17 protein-coding genes are annotated in these 18221 nt (G+C 68.6%); 15 read left to right on the top strand and 2 right to left on the bottom strand.

The genetic code is table 11. The features are described 5' to 3' along the window. Positions 1–1376 (bottom strand): MFS transporter (locus AUL34_RS10525; RefSeq protein WP_061933667.1); only part of this gene is annotated, 1376 nt, incomplete at its 3' end. Positions 1377–1504: 128 nt separating this feature from the next. Between AUL34_RS10525 and AUL34_RS10520 the strand changes: the two genes are divergently transcribed. From AUL34_RS10520 to AUL34_RS10450, 15 genes are all read left to right on the top strand, one after another. Beyond that, positions 1505–2500 carry a LysR family transcriptional regulator gene (locus tag AUL34_RS10520; protein WP_061933666.1) on the top strand — a complete coding sequence of 332 codons (996 nt, stop codon included), beginning with the start codon at positions 1505–1507 and terminating at the stop codon, positions 2498–2500. 5 nt (positions 2501–2505) lie between these two features. After that, entirely contained in the window at positions 2506–3963 is a 1458-nt protein-coding gene (locus tag AUL34_RS10515) for an NAD(P)-binding domain-containing protein (protein ID WP_370539040.1), read from the top strand. A 38-nt stretch (positions 3964–4001) separates the two neighbouring features. Continuing rightward, the gene (locus AUL34_RS10510) at positions 4002–4481 is read left to right on the top strand and encodes a CMD domain-containing protein (protein ID WP_061933664.1); all 480 of its coding nucleotides are present in this window, start codon (positions 4002–4004) and stop codon (positions 4479–4481) included. Further along, on the top strand, positions 4478–5065 hold the full coding sequence (locus tag AUL34_RS10505) for a peroxidase-related enzyme (protein WP_061933663.1): 588 nt from the start codon (positions 4478–4480) through the stop codon (positions 5063–5065). Before AUL34_RS10510 ends, AUL34_RS10505 begins: the two co-directional genes overlap by 4 nt. Before the next feature lie 73 nt (positions 5066–5138). Next, complete coding sequence (gene kbl, locus AUL34_RS10500) at positions 5139–6338, top strand: glycine C-acetyltransferase (RefSeq protein WP_061933662.1); 1200 nt, start codon at positions 5139–5141, stop codon at positions 6336–6338. Between the two features lie 11 nt (positions 6339–6349). Beyond that, a complete protein-coding gene (gene tdh / locus AUL34_RS10495; RefSeq protein ID WP_061933661.1) occupies positions 6350–7375 on the top strand; it encodes an L-threonine 3-dehydrogenase in 1026 nt (341 codons plus the stop codon). 77 nt (positions 7376–7452) lie between these two features. Further along, positions 7453–8043, top strand: a complete 591-nt coding sequence (locus AUL34_RS10490) for a helix-turn-helix domain-containing protein (RefSeq protein ID WP_244492519.1) — start codon at positions 7453–7455, stop codon at positions 8041–8043. 173 nt (positions 8044–8216) lie between these two features. Further along, positions 8217–9314, top strand: a complete 1098-nt coding sequence (locus AUL34_RS10485; RefSeq protein WP_061933660.1) for an NAD/NADP-dependent octopine/nopaline dehydrogenase family protein — start codon at positions 8217–8219, stop codon at positions 9312–9314. A 91-nt stretch (positions 9315–9405) separates the two neighbouring features. After that, positions 9406–10515 (top strand): PotD/PotF family extracellular solute-binding protein, encoded by a 1110-nt coding sequence (locus AUL34_RS10480; protein WP_061933659.1) that lies wholly within the window; start codon positions 9406–9408, stop codon positions 10513–10515. A gap of 118 nt (positions 10516–10633) precedes the next feature. Next, on the top strand, positions 10634–11623 hold the full coding sequence (locus AUL34_RS10475; protein ID WP_061933658.1) for an ABC transporter permease: 990 nt from the start codon (positions 10634–10636) through the stop codon (positions 11621–11623). Next, complete coding sequence (locus tag AUL34_RS10470; RefSeq protein ID WP_061933657.1) at positions 11620–12405, top strand: ABC transporter permease; 786 nt, start codon at positions 11620–11622, stop codon at positions 12403–12405. The genes AUL34_RS10475 and AUL34_RS10470 overlap by 4 nt, the downstream gene beginning before the upstream one ends. After that, a complete protein-coding gene (locus AUL34_RS10465) occupies positions 12405–13493 on the top strand; it encodes an ABC transporter ATP-binding protein (protein ID WP_061933656.1) in 1089 nt (362 codons plus the stop codon). The genes AUL34_RS10470 and AUL34_RS10465 overlap by 1 nt, the downstream gene beginning before the upstream one ends. Positions 13494–13567: 74 nt before the next feature. Beyond that, positions 13568–14896 carry an MATE family efflux transporter gene (locus AUL34_RS10460; RefSeq protein ID WP_061933655.1) on the top strand — a complete coding sequence of 443 codons (1329 nt, stop codon included), beginning with the start codon at positions 13568–13570 and terminating at the stop codon, positions 14894–14896. A 302-nt stretch (positions 14897–15198) separates the two neighbouring features. Beyond that, the gene (locus AUL34_RS10455; RefSeq protein WP_061933654.1) at positions 15199–15666 is read left to right on the top strand and encodes a DUF2269 domain-containing protein; all 468 of its coding nucleotides are present in this window, start codon (positions 15199–15201) and stop codon (positions 15664–15666) included. Next, entirely contained in the window at positions 15663–16997 is a 1335-nt protein-coding gene (locus AUL34_RS10450; protein ID WP_061933653.1) for an SDR family oxidoreductase, read from the top strand. The genes AUL34_RS10455 and AUL34_RS10450 overlap by 4 nt, the downstream gene beginning before the upstream one ends. Before the next feature lie 203 nt (positions 16998–17200). Here the strand turns inward: AUL34_RS10450 and AUL34_RS10445 are convergent, their stop codons facing one another. After that, on the bottom strand, positions 17201–18157 hold the full coding sequence (locus tag AUL34_RS10445; RefSeq protein ID WP_082653295.1) for a LysR family transcriptional regulator: 957 nt from the start codon (positions 18155–18157) through the stop codon (positions 17201–17203). Between the last annotated feature and the right edge of the window lie 64 nt (positions 18158–18221).

Genomic DNA, 18221 nt, shown 5'->3' with positions numbered 1-18221 from the left:
CCCGCCGTGCCCGTCGGCCAGGTCGCGTGATGGTCGTCGATCACCAGGGCATGGCGGTGCCGGATCGGCTGGTGGCGATGGGGATGGCGGTGCGGCTCGGGCCCCTCCCATCCCTCGTGCTCGTGCTCATGATGCGCGTCGTGGATGTGCAGCGCGTCGTGCGCGAAGGCGTGATGGACATGCTCGATCTCGACCGGATCGTTGGCGGGCCAGAGCGCGAGCGCGGCGAGCGTCCCGGCCGCGGCCGCCAGCGCCATGACCACGAACGTCGGTCCCAGCCCGATCGTGGCGCCGAGCCAGCCGGCGGCGGGATAGGTGACGAGCCAGCAGGCGTGCGAGAGCGCGAACTGGGCGGCGAACACCGCCGGCCGGCCGTCCGCGTCCGATGAGCGGCGCAGGACGAGGCCGCCGGGCGTGCCGATGGCCGACGATGCCGCGCCGAACAGGGCCCAGAGGACAAGGCTGCCGGTCCAGTCCGGACCGACGCTCGCGGCAACGAGGAGAGCCGCCATCGCGGCGGCGCCCGAGACCATCACGAACCGGGCGGGAACGCGGGCGAGGAGACGCGAGAGCCCGATCGCGACCGCTATGGACCCGAGACCGTAGGCCGCGAACAGGAGGGCGACGTCGTCGTTCGTGCCGCCGAGCCGCGAGCGGACGAGGACGACCGTGTTGACGATGACCATCGAACCGCCCGCCGAGGCGGCGAACGAAAGCGCGAGGAGCCCGCGCAGGCGAGGCGTTGCCAGGTAGACCCGAAGCCCCCGTGTCAGCCGGTCGACGAAACGGGCGCCCGATGCGGCTCTCGCCGCGGGAAGCGCGACGGACACGACGAGCGCCGCCGAGGCGAGGAAGCCGAGCACCGTTCCGAGAAACAGCCAGTGGAACGAGATCAACGTGAGGAGCAGTGCCGCCAGCAGCGGACTGAACAGCGACTCGAGATCGTAGGCAAGGCGCGAGAGCGACAGGGCGTTGGTGTAGTCCCGCTCGTCCGGCAGGATGTCGGGGATCGTGCCCTGGAAGGTCGGGGTGAAGAGGGCCGACATCGACTGGAAGGCGAACACGAGAGCGTAGATCTGCCAGACCGCGTCGACGAACGGCAGGAGGCAAACGAAGGCGCCCCGCGTCAGGTCCAGTCCGACGAGGAGCGTGCGCCGCGGCACGCGCTCGGTCAGGACGCCGGCGAACTGCGAGACGCCGACATAGGCGACCATCTTGATGGCGAGCGCGGTGCCGAGCACGGCGCCCGCGTCCGCCCCTGCCAGATCGTAGGCGAGAAGACCGAGCGCCACCGTGGTGAGGCCGGTCCCGACGAGAGACAGCACCTGCGCCGCGAAGAGGTGGCGATAGGTTCGGTGGCGCAGGACGGCGAGCAATGCATGCTCCTTTCGCGAGTTGGACACCTGTCCCGGCATCATCGCGACGCCGAGGCCAGAGGCAGCTTGACGCATTCAATCCTAGATGCAAATCATATCGTCGAAATCATTCTTAAATGGCATGATTCATGAACACGCGCGAACTCGAAGTCTTCCTGGCGGTCGCCGCCAGCGGAAGCGTCACGCAGGCCGCCGGCATCGTCGGCTGCTCCCAGCCCTCCGTGACGAGGATGATCCAGGAGCTGGAGGCCGAGCTCGGCTTCGAACTTCTCCACCGCGTCGGACGGCGTGTCCAGCTATCCGAAGAAGGCGTCGCCTTCGAGGAGGAGGCACGACGCCTCATGGCCTCGTTCGGCGAACTTGCGGCGCGCGCCAAGACGATCGCCGCCGGCAAGGGCCGTGTCCTGAGGATCGCCGCGACGCCGGCGCTCGCCGGCGGACTGCTGCCGCTGGCGCTCGCGCGCATGCCGCGGGACGCGCAGCCCCCCGAGATCCACCTGACGCAGCATTCCGCTTCCGTGGTGGCGCAGGAGGTCCGCGCCGGTCGCGCCGACATCGGGTTCTCGAGCCTCCCGCTCGACATGCCGGGGCTCGACGTCCTCCATCTCTACGGCGCGCCCGACGTTCTCGCGCTGCGTGCCGACGACCCGCTGACGGCGATGGAGACGGTCCCGCTGTCGGCGCTCCGGGCGCGCCCGGTGGTGACGATGATCGATCCCATGCGGTTCCAGCGGGGGGTGGACCTCGCGCTCGGGCAGGAAGGCGTCGAGCTCGGACCCATCGTGCGCGCCAACACGGCCGCGCTCGCGCTTCAGCTCGTCCGGCGAACGGGGGCCGTCGCCGTGGTGGACCCGGTCACGGCTCACGGTTTCGCCTTCCCCGACGTCGCGATCCGCCCGCTGCAGCGTCAGGTTCCCTTCTACTGGGGCGTGATCGCGGGCTCGGGGCGCCATATGCGCGAGCAGACGCGTCGACTTGCGGAGGCGGCGGAGGCGGCGGCGATGGAGATCATTCCCGGCATCGCCCGGCTGGATCCCTCGCTCGCGGGCCGTCTGGTCGCCCCGGACGACGCCGCAAGGCCCCGCGAGATGCCCACGCCCCTCGCCGATGGAGCCGCCCGATGAACCACATGCCCCGTTTCGAGACGCAGGGCCTTGCGGCGCTGGAGGCGCGCCTGTCGGGCGACCTCGAGGCGCTGGAACTGCCGGCCAAGCCCTGGGTGCCCGAACGCACGGTCGGAGGACGGCGCGTCCACGACGTGGTGATCGTCGGGGCCGGCATGTGCGGCCTCGCCGCGGCGGCCAGGCTGAAGCTTCTGGGGATCGACAACGTCCTTGCGGTCGACGCCGCCGAGGCGGGGCGCGAGGGGCCCTGGGTCACCTTCGCCCGGATGGAAACGCTGCGCTCGCCCAAGACCCTGGCGGGTCCGAGCCTCGGGCTCGCGTCCCTCACCTTCCGCGCCTGGTTCACGGCACAGTTCGGCGAGCGGGAATGGGAGGTCTTGGACAAGATCCCCAAGGACCAGTGGATGGCCTACCTCGTCTGGTACCGCCGCGTGCTCGACCTTCCCGTGCGCAACGGCGTCCGCGTGACGGATGTGCGCGGCGAGGGCGAACTCGTGCGGGTGCGCTGCGAAGGGGCGATGGACACGGTGCTTCTGGCACGGCACCTGGTTCTCGCCACCGGCCGCTCGGGGCTCGGCGGCGCGCAGACGCCGCGCTTTCTCGAAGGGATCGATCGGCGTTTCTGGGCCCATTCGGTCGACCGCATCGACTTCGGCGCCCTTGCGGGAAAGCGCGTCGCCGTGATCGGGGCCGGCGCCTCGGCCATGGACAACGCGGCGACGGCGCTCGAAGCGGGAGCCGGTTCGGTCGACATGCTGATCCGCCGGCGCGAGATGCCGCGCATCAACAAGCTGACCGGCATCGGCAGTCCCGGCGTCGTTCATGGGCTGCATCGGCTTCCCGACGAATGGAAATGGCGCTTTCTCGCCTACGCGGCGGACGAACAGGTGCCTCCGCCCCGCGCCTCGACCTTGCGCGTCTCACGCCATCCGAACGCGCGCTTCCTTCTGGGATGCGCGGTGCATGCCGCGATCGAGGAGAACGGCGCGCTGCGGCTGGAGACGAGCCTCGGCCCGCTTCGCGCCGACTACCTCATCGCGGCGACAGGCTTTGCCAACGACCTGTCGGGGCGGCTGGAATTCGCGGCGATCGCGCCGCACGTGCGAACCTGGGGCGACGGGCGGCAACCGGCTGCGGCCGGCGGTCGGCGTCCGGGCTTCAGCGATGCGCCGGACCTCGGCCCCGACTTCGAGTTCCGCGAGCGCGTGACCGGTTCGTGCCCGATCCTGCGCCGAATCCACTGCTTCAACGACGCGGCCATGCTGACGCACGGCAAGGTGTCGGGCGACATTCCCGCCGTCAGCGCCGGGGCCGACCGTCTGGCGCGCGGGATCGCGGCCGAACTCCTCGCCGCCGACGTGGAGGCGCATTTCGAGCGGCTCCAGGCCTACGACACGCCGGAGCTGCGCGGCGACGAATGGGTCGACGCCGCCCCGCTCCTCGTGCGCGACCGCGCCTCCTGATCACCGCCCTTCTTCCACCTGTTCCCGACGGAGGTCCGATGACTGCCCTCGACATGCTTCTGTCCCCCGGCGCGCACCTTGCTCCGATCATGGCGGCCCGGGGCGAGATCCTCGCCCTGACCGAGGCCAGCGGCCAGGCCGTGCTGCAACCCACCGATCCCGGCGGCCTCCCCGCGGCGCTTCGCATGGCGTTGGCGCTGCGCGCCGCCCGCACGGTGGGCGACGCGATGCTCGCAGATCACTATCGCGATCGCCTCGCTCTCCTGCCGCAGGCCCACTGCTACGCCCCGTTCGGCGACCCACGGACACGGCCCAAGGACCCCCGGCTCGCGGCGATCGTGCGCCATGCCGACCGGCTGGCTCGCGAGCCGAAGAGCGCCACCAAGAGCGATATCGCGGCGCTCGGCGAAGCCGGCGTCGCCGATGCCGACATCGTCCGCCTGTCCGAGCTTGCGGCCTACCTCGCCTATCAGGCCCGCGTGGTCGCCGGGTTCCGCCTTCTGGAGAGCACCCGATGACGCCGATCCATCACTTCACCGTCGAGACGCCGGTCTGGCGCCCCTATGTCACGCCCGTGAACCTTGCGGATGCGACCGCCGACCAGCTCGACGCCCTGAAGGTGACGCCGTCCAACACCAAGGTGTCGGACTACCTCCTGGTGCTCGCGCACGATCCGGAATCGCTGCGCCACCGGAGCCCGCTGTTCAACGCGATCATGTACGGCAAGGACGGGCTCGGGCGCGCCGAGCGGGAACTCGGGGCGCTCGGCGCCTCCGTGGTGAACCGCTGCGTCTACTGCGCGGCCGTCCATGCCGGCCGCTTCAACCAGCTGACCCGCACGACCGATCGCGTCGAGGCGATCTTCCGGGACGAAGACGCGGCCCGGCTGCCGACCCGGCGCGAACAGGCGATCTTCGATTTCGCCACCAAACTGTCGCGCTGTCCGCCCGATGCCGGCGAAGCGGACATCGCGGAACTCCGGGACGCCGGCCTCAGCGACATCGAGATCGCCGACCTCGTCCTGGCAGCCGCCATCTTCGGCTGGGCCAATCGCCTGATGCACACGCTCGGCGAACCGGTCACGGACAATCGATCCGCATGAGAGGATTTCCGGTTTACTAGAAAAATTGCGGCACTATGATCGGATTCGCCCCCAACGGATCCGGTGCAAGCCCATGGATTTCTACGCGTCCCTGTCCGCAACGCTGGACGAGCTCCGCCGCGACGGGCTCTTCAAGTCGGAGCGTCCGATCCTCGGCCCGCAGGACGGGCGCATCCGCATCGCCGACGGGGCGGGCGGCACCCGCACGCTCGTCAACCTGTGCGCCAACAACTACCTCGGCCTCGCCAACCATCCCGAGATCGCCGCCGCTGCGGCCGCGGGCATCGAGAGCCATGGCTTCGGCATGGCCAGCGTACGCTTCATCTGCGGCACCCAGGACATCCACAAGGCGCTGGAAGAGACGATCGCCGCCTATGTCGGCTGCGAGGACGCCATCCTCTTCGCCGGCTGCTTCGACGCCAACGGCGGCGTGTTCGAGGCGCTTCTCGGGGCCGAGGACGCCATCATCTCCGACTCCCTCAACCACGCCTCGATCATCGACGGGGTGCGCCTGTGCAAGGCGAAACGCTTTCGATTCGCCAACGGCGACATGGGCGAGTTGGAGGACCGGCTGCGCGAGGCCGACGCGGCGGGCGCCCGCTTCAAGCTGATCGTCACCGACGGGGTCTTCTCCATGGACGGTTGCGTCGCCGACCTCCGGACGATCTGCGACCTCGCCGAACGCCATGGCGCCCTGGTGATGGTGGACGACTGCCACGCCACGGGCCACCTCGGGCCCGAGGGCCGGGGCACGCCGGCGCTGACCGGCACGCTCAGCCGGGTGGACATCGTCACCGGCACCTTCGGCAAGACGCTGGGCGGGGCGATGGGCGGCTTCGTCGCCGCGCGCCGGCCGGTGATCGAGATGCTGCGCCAGCGCGCGCGCCCCTATCTCTTCTCCAACAGCCTCGCTCCCGCCGTGGTCGCCGGTTCGCTGAAGGCGATCGCCATCGCGCAAGGCGCCGACGACCGGCGCGCGCGCCTTGCGAGCCAGACGAAGCGCTTTCGCGAGGGGCTGACAGCGCTCGGTTTCGAGCTTCTGCCGGGCGAGACGCCGATCATTCCCGTGATGCTCGGCGAGGCCGAGCGCGCGCAGTCGCTCGCGCGCGAGCTCGACCGCGAGGGCGTCTACGTCGCCGGCTTCTTCTATCCGGTCGTGCCGCTCGGACGCGCCCGGATCCGCACCCAGATGTCGGCGGCCCTGACGCCGGACGACGTCGAAACCGCGCTTGGCGCCTTCGAGGCAGCCGGCCGGCGCCTCGGCGCGATCTGAGGAGACGAGACATGAAGGCGCTCGTGAAGGCCTGGGCCGAGCCCGGGATCTGGTGCCAGGACGAGCCCGTGCCGACGATCGGCGCGGGCGAGATCCTGGTGAAGGTGTCCAAGACCGGCATCTGCGGAACCGACATCCACATCTACAACTGGGACGACTGGGCCAAGCGCACCGTCCCGGTCGGCACCATCCTCGGCCACGAGTTCGCAGGCGTCGTCGTCGACCGGGCCTCCGACGTGCGCAATGTCGAAATCGGCCAGCGGGTCAGTGCCGAGGGCCACCTGATCGGCGGCGGCAGCCGGGCCAGCCGGGCCGGTCGCTTCCACCTCGACCCGGACACCCAGGGCATCGGCGTCACGGTGGCGGGGGCCTTCGCCGAATACGTGAAGCTGCCCGCCTTCAACGCGGTGCCCCTTCCCGACGCGATCGACGACGAGATCGGCGCGATCCTCGACCCGCTCGGCAACGCCGTCCACACCGCCCTCTCCTTCGACCTCGTCGGCGAGGACGTCCTGATCACCGGCGCGGGGCCGATCGGGATCATGGCCGCCGCGGTGGCGCGCCATGTCGGCGCGCGCCACGTGGTGATCACCGACATCAACCCCGAGCGTCTGGCGCTCGCCGCCCGCGTCGCGGACGTCACGCCGGTGGATGTCGGCCGCGAGGACCTGCGCGACGTGATGGGCCGTCTCGGCATGCGCGAGGGCTTCGACGTGGGCCTCGAGATGAGCGGCGCACCGCCCGCCTTCGACCAGCTCCTCGACTGTCTCGTGATGGGCGGGCGCATCGCGCTTCTCGGCCTGCCGAGCGCCAAGGTGCCCCTCGACATCGGCCGCATCGCCTTCCGGATGCTGACGCTCAAGGGCATCTACGGCCGCGAGATGTTCGAGACCTGGCACAAGATGCTCGCCATGCTCGAGACCGGGCTCGACGTCCGGGGCGTCGTCACCCACCGCATCAAGGCCGACGACTACCGTTTCGGCTTCGAGACCATGGCGGCGGGCCGGTCCGGCAAGATCGTGATCGACTGGAACTGAGGACGGCGGCGCCTCGGCGCTTGCCGCCGGACGCGCCAGCCGCCATCAAGCGCGGAGCACCACACGCGGAAGCCCCCATGATGTCCCGCATCGATCCGCCCGCCATCGGCCCGCGCATCCGCTCGCTGCGCAAGGCGCGCAAGCTCACGCTGGAATCGCTCGCCCAGCAGTCCGGCGTGTCGCGGTCCATGCTCTCGGAAATCGAGCGCGGCGAGGCCAACCCGACCTACGGCACCCTGTGGAGCCTGACGCGCGCGCTCGGCGTCGATCTCGCTCGCCTCCTCGATGGCGGGGCGCGCGAGGACGAGGAGCCCATCCACCTCCAGTCGAGCCACATGACGCCGACCATCCGCAGCGCGGACGGAAGCTGCACGCTGCAGATCCTGTCGCCGCCGATGTCCGCCTCCCGCCTCGAATGGTACCTTCTCCAGTTCCAGCCGAACGGATCGCTCGCCAGCGACGCCCACATCGCCGGCACGATGGAGCATCTCCATTGCCGGACGGGACGCCTCGTCGTGCGCAGCGGCGAGCGGGAGATGCTGCTCGAAACGGGCGACACCGCCCGCTACGCCGCCGACGTCCCCCATCTCATCCGCAATCCCGACGACGCGCCGGCCGAGGCCTTCCTGGTCATGACCTCGGTGCCGCTGAGCACGGCACGCCGTTGAGTTGTGCATCGCACAAAACTCCGGCAGTGCAAATCATTGCCGAAGAATGATACAAGAAATGGATTGACGGGACCGAAATCGACCCATAGCTTTCCTTCTTACCGGAATTCATCCCCGCCCCCGACCGCTCCTTGGCGATCGGAAGCAGGACGGGGATCCAGGAAAGGAACGTCATGCGGGTCACCATCCTCGGCGCGGGCGCCATCGCACTCGGCACGGCCGCCCTTCTCGTCCAGGGTGGACACCAGGTGACGCTGCGCTCTCCGTCCGGCACCCGCGCCCGCACCATCGCCCGGTCGGGCGGCTTCGAGGCGACGGGCGCGCTGGAAGGGCGCTTCGAGGTGACGGTCGCCGACACCGATGCCGCGGCGGTGAAGACCGCCGAGGTCGTGGTCCTCGCGCTTCCCGGAAACGGGCACCGGCGCGTCATGGACGCCATCGCGCCGCACCTTCGCGCCGACCAGACCGTGATCGTGTCGTCGCAGGCCTCCTTCGGCGCCCTGTATCTCGACCGGCTGCTGAAGGACCGGGGCCTCGCGCTGCCGATCGTCGTCTGGGGAACCACGGTGGTCACCGGCCGCCAGACCGCGGACGACGCGGTTCTCGTCAACACGGTGCGTGCCCGCCTCGACGTCGCGGCGGTGCCGGCCGACTTCGGTCCGCAGGCCGTGGAGCTCTGCACCCGCCTGTTCGGGGACCGGTTCGTCCCGCGTGCCGATCTCCTGGCGATCACGCTCAGCAACCTCAATCCGCAGAACCACCTCGGCATCGCTCTTCTCAACCTCACCCGCATGGAGCGCGGCGAGACCTGGAGCCAGGGCGAGAACGTGACGCCCGCGGTCGGGCGGATCCTGGAAGCGCTGGACCGGGAGCGGCTCGCGATCGCAGACGCCCTCGGTCTCTCGGTCCGCACGATCTTCGAGCATTTCCACCTGTCCTTCCACGTGCCCGTGGCGAGCGTCTCGCAGATGAACCAGCAGATGCACCTCGAGGGTCGCGGCGGCGTCGGGCCGGCCACGGCCGACAGCCGCTACGTTCTCGAGGACGTCCCCTTCGGCCTCGTTCCGGTCGCCCGTCTCGGGCGCCTCGTCGGACGCCCGGCGACCCTGCACGAGGCGGGTATCGCCCTCCTGTCGGCCGCCTACGGACGCGACCTCGAGGAGGACAACGACCTCCTGCCGGTCTGCGGCGTCGAGGGCCTGTCGATCGGCGACCTGCGCGACCTCGCGCGCCGCGGCGCAGCACCCAGCCGCGCCAGGGCGATCGCCTGACAGGGTCGAAATCACCTGGACGGCACGGCCCACCGTGCCGACCGAGGCATCGCATGCCCTCAGCCACCGCTCATCGAAACCGGAGATTGCCATGCCTCAGATCTGGACCGACCGCCGCAGGGTGCTCAAGGGCCTCGGCCTTGGAGCCGGCGCCCTGGCCGCGCCCCACCTCATCCTGAACCGCGCCTTCGCGCAGGAGAAGGTGGTCAACGTCTGGACCTATGCGAACTTCCTGCCCGACGACTTCAAGGCACAGTTCCAGTCCGACACCGGCATCCGCATCCAGGAACGGCTGGTCACCGACCAGGGCCAGCAGTTCAACCTCCTGGCGGCCGAGCAGCCCAATCCGTCCGTCGACATCCTGACGATCGCCGGCCACCGCTTCAGCCAGTTCATCACCTCGGGCCTGCTCGCGCCGATCGACCGGTCGCGGCTGACCCACTGGAAGGAGATCAACCCGGTCTACAGCGAAAGCTCCTGGCTGCAGATCGACGGACAGGTCTGGGGAATGCCGATCCTCGCGGGCGCGGAGGGTCTTGCCTACAACACCGAGCTCGTCACGCCCGAGGAGGCCGCGAGCTGGGCGGTGATGTTCGACGAGAAGTATTCCGGCCAGACCGCCTACATCATCCAGGACTTCATGTCGGTCGCCATGCTCTATCTCGGGTATGACGGCAACATGGTGGCCTACAAGGACGACCCGCAGAAGGCGGCGGCCGTGGTCGCCGAGGCGCGCGACCTCCTCATCAAGAGCAAGGGCCAGGTCCGCAACTTCTACGACGGCGGCGCCGAGGTGCAGCAGATGTTCGTCAATCAGGACATCGCGCTGGCCCAAGCCTGGTCCGGGCCGATCTCCAAGCTCATCATGGACGGGTTCCCGGTGGCGATCACGATCCCGAAGGAAGGATCCTACGGCTTCGTCTACAACCTCAACATTCCCAAGAACGCCCCGAACGCGGACAACGCCTACCAGCTGCTCGACGCCATCCTGGCGACGCCGGAAGTCGGCGCCGCGATGACCCGATCCTCGGGCTTCATCTCGACGGTGACCAAGGCGCCCGAGCATCTCAACGAACTCGAGCGCAAGGCCTCGAGCTTCTCCGAAGACGAGTTGAAGCGCCTCATCTTCTTCGACACCACGGCCGACAAGCTGAAGTACAGTCTGGTCGATCCGGCCGTCGAGGCCATCAAGGCGGCCTGAACCCGATCGGCCGCGCGCGCAACGGCGCGCGGCCGACCGTCCGCCTGAATCCGTGCCGCCCGCAACAGGGAGCGGCGCCCGCCTTCCTCGATCCGGCTTCGTCCGAGAAGGAAACGCCATGGCCGTCCAGAGCCGATCCGCGCCCCCCGACATCGCCGCCGCCGCGGCGCCGCGCCCGTCCTACAACGGCTGGACCCGCCTGGCGACGAACCCGGTCTACAAGGCGCTCAGCGAACGTTTCCTGTCCACGCCGCGGCGCCGCTTCTGGTTGCTGGCCCTTCCCGCGCTCGCCTGGCTCGTCGCCACGCATCTCGGGCCCATCCTCTCGATGGTCCAGATCAGCTTCTACGATTCCTATCCGCCGCTGGCAGGCAAAGTGCCGGCGTGGACGGTCGAGAACTACCTCACCTTCTTCCAGTCGCAGAACTACGTCATGCCGTTCCTGCGCACGATGGTCTACTCGGCCGTCTATACGCTGGCGACGCTCCTTCTCATGTATCCGATCGCCTATTTCCTGGCGAAGAAAGTGCGGCCGGGCCAGCAGATGCTGTTCCTGCTGCTGCTCCTCATCCCGTTCTGGGTCGGCGAGATCGTGCGCACCTACGCGATCATGATCCTGCTCGGAAACCGGGGCGCGGTGAACATCGTCCTGATGTGGCTGGGGCTGACCGAGCGGCCGATCCCCTTCATGTACACGAGCTTCTCGCTCGGCATGGGCATCGTCTACCTCACGTCGCTCTACATGCTGCTGCCGCTCTACGCCGCGCTGGAGAAGATCCCGGCCAACTTCTCGGAAGCCGCCGCCGACCTCGGCGCCGGCCCTTGGACGCGCTTCCGCCGCGTGATCCTGCCCCTCTCCAAGGACGGCATCGCGTCCGGCTGCGTGCTCGTGTTCCTCATCTCGACCGGCTACTACGCGACGCCCGTTCTTCTCGGCGGGCCGAGCACCACCGTGTTCGCCCAGACCATCGCCGGCTTCTTCCACATCGCCGGCGACAAGTGGCCGGAGGGCGCCGCCTTCTCCACCATCATGCTCGTCGCTTCCCTGATCACCACCGGCCTGTTCCTCAGGGTCATGGGCCGCCGCGGCAAGGAGCTCGTCCGATGAACTCCGGCAAGATCGCCCTCACCTCCTTCTACTGGGCCTTCGTCGTCTACCTCTTCGTGCCGCTGGCGCTGATGATCGCGATGGGGTTCAAGGACAGCGCCTTCGTCGGCTTCCCGATCCAGTCCTGGACCACGAAGTGGTATGTCGAGGTCCTCCAGGACACGCGCATCATCCAGGTCTTCGGCTATTCGGCACTGATCGCTGTCGCATCGACCCTCCTGTCGATCGTGATCGGCACGTGGTGCGCGGTGTTCCTGGCACCGGCCACATTATGGGGCCGCACGCTCGTCTTTGCGGTCCTGTGCCTTCCCGCCGTGATCCCCGGCGTGATTTCGGCCATCTCGCTGCGCATCTTCATCCGCACGATCGGCTTGGAGCCCGGGACCTTCGCGATCATCCTCGGGCACACGATCCACAACGTGCCCTTCGTCGCACTCATGGTCTTCGCCCGGCTCGGCTCCATGCCCAAGAGCCACGTCGAAGCGGCGCGCGATCTCGGTGCCGACGACTTCATCGCGTTCCTCCGGGTGACACTGCCCTACCTGATGCCCTCGCTGGTCGGCGCCGGCGTCTTCTGCATGCTGCTCAGCTTCGACGACTTCGTGCGCGCCTTCTTCCTCGGCGGCTACTCGCCGACGCTTCCCGTCCTCATCTTCGCCGAACTGCGCTCCGGAATGTCCCCATCCATCAATGCGCTCGCCACCGTGGTGCTCGTGGTCACCGCCATGATCGGCATCTGGGCCGAGCGCTTCACAAGACGCACAAAGGGAGGCACACGCTGATGCCCGGAACCATCGCCAGCTTCCAAGGCGTGACCAAACGCTACGGCCCCATCGTCGCCGTCGACCACCTGAACCTCGACATCCGCGAGGGCGAGTTCGTCACGCTCCTCGGGCCCTCGGGCTGCGGCAAGTCGACGACGCTGCGCATGCTCGGCGGCTTCGAGCTGCCCCAGGAGGGGCGCATCCTCCTCGCCGGCAAGGACGTGACGCACCTGCCGCCCAACCGGCGGGACGTGAACATGGTGTTCCAGGACTACGCGCTGTTCCCGCACATGAGCGTGCGCGACAACGTCGCCTTCGGACCCCAGCTCAAGGGTCGCACGAAAGACGAGGCGCGGGCGCGGGTGGACGAGCTTCTCGCCTTCCTGCAGCTCTCGGACTTCGGCGATCGCCGGCCCGACCAGCTGTCGGGCGGCCAGCGGCAGCGCGTGGCGCTGGCGCGCGCGCTGGCCCCGGACCCGAAGCTCCTCCTCCTCGACGAGCCGCTCGGCGCGCTCGACGCCAAGCTGCGAGGCCAGGTCCAGATCGAGCTGAAGTCGATCCAGGAGCGAACCGGCAAGACCTTCCTTCTCGTCACCCACGACCAGGAGGAAGCCCTCACCATGTCCGACCGCATCATCGTCATGAACGGCGGCCGCATCGAGCAGGAGGGAACGCCAGAGGACCTCTACCACCGCCCGCGCAGTCGGTTCGTCGCCGACTTCATCGGCGAGACCAACCTCCTCACCTGCGACGTCCAGCGCGACGGGGCGGCGGGGCCGCGCATTTCGTGGAACGGCACCCCGATCCTCGTGGAAGCGCCGCAGGCCGATGCGATCGCGGATCGCTCGCGCGTCGACGTGACGCTGCGCCCGGAAAGCATCCGTCTGACCGCCGAACGTCCCGATGCCGCCAACGCGCTGCGCACGCGCATCGTGCGCCGTACGTTCAAGGGCGCACGCCTCGACGTCGATCTCGAGGTGGAGGGCGGTCAGGCGGCCGCCTCCCACATCAAGGCCTCCACCGATCCGGCCCTGCTGCAGGGCAATGTCGGCGACGCCGTCTGGGCCTCGTTCGACCCGAAGCGCGTCGCCATCCTCCAGGCCTGAACCCGCGTGGGACGATGAGCCGGACGCCATCGCGTCCGGCTCGACGCATCGACGCGAAAGGGCGAGGGGAAGCGATGGCGTTGACTGCGGACCCCGAGCGTTCGCTTTCCGGCTGGACGGGGCGGGTCCTCGTGCTGGCGCTTCCGATCGTCGTCGCCAACCTGGCGCTGCCGATCGTTTCGCTCGTCGATACCTGGATCGCCGGCCACCTGCCGGGCCCGCAGTTCCTCGGCGGCATCGCGCTGGCCGGCGTCCTGTTCAATTTCCTCTACTGGGGTTTCGGCTTCCTGCGCATGACCACGACGGGGCTCGTCGCCCAGTCGGTCGGGGCGGGAGACGCGGACGCGGCGCGCCTCCACCTCCTGCGCGGCCTTCTGATCGCCGCGGTCGCGGGCATTCTGATCCTCATCGTCCAGACGCCGCTCGTCACGCTCGCGCTGGCGCTTCTCGGCGGCGGCGACGAGGTGCGGCAGGTCGCCGCGACCTACGCCCATGCCCGGATCTGGTCCGCTCCGGCAACGCTCGCCAATCTCGTGATCCTCGGCGTACTCCTCGGACAGCAACGCGTCCTGTCGGCGCTCGCCCTCCAGCTCCTCGGCTACGGCACCAATCTCGCGGTCACGCTCACCCTCGTCTATGGGCTGGACTTCGGGGTCGTGGGCATCGGCGCCGGCACGGCGTCCGGAGAGTGGACGAGCTGTCTCGCGGGTCTCTCACTGATGTGGCGTTCGATGCGCCCGAAGGGTCCGGCTGGGACGGGAAACCTCTTCGAGGCCGCCGCCTTCCGGCGCCTTCTCGCCGCCAACACCGACATCTTCCTGCGCAGCTTCTGCGTTCTCCTCGCCTTCAGCTTCTTCGCGCGCATGGGTGCATCGCAGGGCGATGCGATCCTCGCCGCCAACGCGCTGCTACTCAATCTCCTGGCGCTTCTCTCCTACGGGCTCGACGGCTTCGCGCATGTGGGCGAAGCCCTCGTCGGGTCGGCCATCGGCGCGCGCGACCGACGTTCGCTCGAGGCGATCATCCGCTCGATCTTTCTCTGCGGCTTCCTGCTGGCGGCGCTTGCGGCGCTCGGCTTCTGGATCCTGGGGCCGCAGCTCCTCGCCCTGTTGACGGACCAGGCCGCGATCCGCGACGAGGCGCTTCTCTTCCTGCCCTACATGGTCGCGATGCCGGTCATCGCCGTGTGGGGCTACATTCTGGACGGGGTCTTCATCGGAGCGACCCGGACCGGGGAGCTGCGCAACGCGATGGCCCTCAGCCTCGCCCTCTTCGTCGCGCTCGCCTGGTTCCTGACGGGGAGCCTCGGCAATCACGGACTGTGGTGGAGCTTCGTCGCCTTCATGCTGATGCGGGCGACCTGTCTGGGCTTCCTGCTCCTACGGCGGCCCCTGATACGCTAGCCGTTCCGCGGCACCGCCTTCGATGTCTTCGCATGCCTGACAGCCGGCCGCCCGTGAAGGGGATCGTCCGAGCTGGAGCGTCCGCTCGTTGGGTCCTCCGGTGATGGTTCGACGGTCCACGCGCCTTCCCGTTCGCTCTTGGGCATTCAGGATCGTGGCGTTCGCGCGGAAGCGGGCCCGAAGGCGGTTTCGAAATCTCAACCTCGCAGACGGTACAAGTTCACAGCTACGGCTTGCCAGGCGACGCGGCGGGATCTGTCATTCCGGCGCCATGGTTCCGTCGACAAGGCAGCGGGGTTCGATTGGACTATCTCCTCCTCAAATACCTGCATGTCCTCGGAGCGATCGTTCTTCTCGGGACGGGAACGGGAATCGCGTTCTTCATGCTGATGGCACACCGCACGAAGGACGCAGCCTTCGTCGCACGCACGGCAGGTGTCGTCGTGATCGCCGACATGCTGTTCACCGCCAGCGCCGTGATCGCCCAGCCGATCACCGGATACCTTCTCGCCGACATGATGGGGATCCCCCTATGGGAGGGATGGCTCGGGTTGGCGCTTCTGCTCTACGGGGTGGCCGGCGTCTTCTGGCTCCCGGTCGTCTGGATCCAGGCGCGAATGCGGGACCTCGCGCGGGAGGCAGCGCTCGCCGGGACGGCGCTTCCGCCTGCCTATCATCATCTCTACCGCATCTGGTTCATCTTCGGCTTCCCGGGCTTTGGCTCCGTGATGGCCATCCTGTGGCTCATGATCGCCCGGCCCGCCCTATGACCGACGTTGCTCAGCCCCCCATCGTCGCCGTGCTCGGCGCTTCGGGCCTCATCGGCGAAGCGCTGAGTTCCTTTCTCCTGTCCAAGGGCTACGAGGTCGTGCCCGTGGCACGACGTTTCACGCCCGTTCAGGAAGCCGCCTGGCGCGGGGGTTGGATGCGCTGCCCGCTGGTGGACGCCGATGACGAAAGCCTGCGTGTTTCACTCGCGGCGACAAGGGCGGACATTGTCGTGAACTGCATTGGCGTCCTGCAAGATGCGCCGGGTTCGTCCGCCGCCAGCGCCAACGATGAATTCGTGCGGAGGCTCGTGAGCACTCTCCTGCAACGGGAGCGTCCATCGCTCCTCGTTCATGTCTCGATCCCGGGCCAGTCCAACGACGATCGGACCGAATTCAGCCGCGGCAAACGGGCAGCGGAGGCGACCATCAAGGGCTCGGGGCTTTCTCATGTGATCCTGCGCCCGGGCTTTATCCTTGCGGACGCGGCCTACGGCGGCAGCGCGCTCATGCGGGCCCTGGCCGTTCTCCCCTTCGACCTTCCCGAGAGCCTCTCCGAGCGTCCCTTCGCGGTGACCGATGCCCGCGATATCGGACGCACCGTCGCCTTCCTGGCGAACGAATGGCAGGGCGGACGCCGTAACTGGCGGGCGAGTTGGGACGTCATGGAAGACCAGGCTTCCAGCGTCGGCGAGGTTCTGGCCGGGCTTGCGACCCGCCTTGCCGGGCCAGAGCGCCGAATCCGCGTACCATCGTGGATGCTCACTGCCGCGAGCGCCGCGGGCGATGTGGTTTCGCGATTTGGCTGGCGCCCTCCCGTTCGCTCGACCGCCCTTGCCGAGATGCATCGCGGCGTCACCGGCGACCCGGCCAGCTGGCGCGAAGCGACGGGCATGGCTTCCCCGTCCGGTCCCACCATCCTGAGCACGATCTCCGCCACGGTGCAGGAGCGCTGGTTTGCGCGCCTCTACGGACTGAAGGCCCTGATTGTCGGTATCCTCGTGCCGTTCTGGATCGTATCCGGCAGCATCGCGATCTCCGTCGCCTTCGATCCGGCGGTGCGGATCCTCACCGATCACGGTTTCGGCGAAGCGCTCGCGAAAGCGATCACGGTGGCGACGAGCCTGATGGACATTGCGATCGGCATCCTGATAGCCAACCGGCGGACCTGCCGCCTCGGGCTCCTTGCCGGAATTGCCCTGTCCCTTTGCTACATGGTCTCGGCGGCACTCGTCACGCCGACCCTGTGGCTCGAACCCCTCGGTGCGCTCGTGAAGACCGGGCCTGCCATCGTTTTGATGATGGTCGGTCTGGCGGTCTTCGAGGATCGATGACCGCCAGCGCTTTCAGTTGAGCGGCACGACGCTGACCGCCCGCCCGCCCTCCACCCCGTTCCCTCTCAGGCGACCGGGAAGCAGACGCCCGGGAGCGGCTGGATGGGTGCCCACTTATCTCGGCCATTCGAGGTCGAGCCGTTCCTTCCCCAAAAGCAGTCCTTCCCGATGTAGGGTGGGACAGAAGCGCGATCGGTCTTCGCTCACGCCGCAGCGCTCAATGCTGCGAACTCCTCCTGCGCGGTTCTGGTCACCTCGACGATGAAGTCCTGGACGGCGAGCACGCGCGCAGGCGTCAGCCGCTTGTCGATCCGCACGGCGTAGAGCGGAACCTCGTTGCCGCGCCAGTCGCGCAGCGCCTCCACCACCAGACCCTGCCGCCACTCCTCCATGCCGACCCAAGACGGCGCGTAGCCGACGCCGAGCTCGGCCCGGATCATGTCCCAGGCGGCTTCCGAATCGTCGAAGACGTGCCGGGCGTTCGGCTGATGCCGGACCGTCGTCCCGTCCGCGGGGTTGCGGAACCGCCAGCTTTCGACCTGCCCGCTGACGCGGCTGCGCATACCGATGAGGTCGTGGGCTGCGAGACCGGCGGGCGTCGACGGCATGCCTCGCTTTTCGACATACCCGGGGGTGGCACACACGATCCAGGGGAAGGTGCAGAGCTGACGCACGAAGTGCCCCGGCAGCCCGGTCACGTCGCTGGCCCCGATCGCGATGTCGATCCCGCGCACCGCCATGTTCAGGAAGTTGTCGGTGGCCTCGATCTCGATCGAGATGCCGGGATGGGTTTCGAGGAACCTCGGCAGGCGAGGCAGGAGACACCGCCTGGTGAACGACGGCGGCGCGCTGATCCGGACGCGGCCCACGGCGCCGCGATGGCCGATCTCGTCGAACGCGCTGCGGGCATCCTCCAGGTCGGCGAGGAGCTTGAGCCCGACGGCCAGCAGGCGGTCGCCTTCGGGCGTCGTCGACAGCGCGTGCGTGGTCCGGTTGAGGAGGCGCACGCCATGCGTCTGCTCCAAGCGGCTCACCGCCTTGGACATCGCGGACGTCGTGTTGTTCGAGCGACGGGCGGCTTCCGAGAACGAGCCCGCCTCGACGACACGGACGAACCAGAGAAGCTGCAGGAGATCCGGCGACAACGGTGGCATGGACATGCAGTCAACACTGCCATGGCGAACGAGCGGCTACAACGGGGCATCGAAAACGGCGATCTAGGGG

The organism is Aureimonas sp. AU22 (genome assembly GCF_001463745.1).
Lineage (GTDB): Bacteria > Pseudomonadota > Alphaproteobacteria > Rhizobiales > Rhizobiaceae > Aureimonas.
Note: the sequence above shows the minus strand (reverse complement) of the source record. Positions and strands in the feature narration are given on the sequence as shown.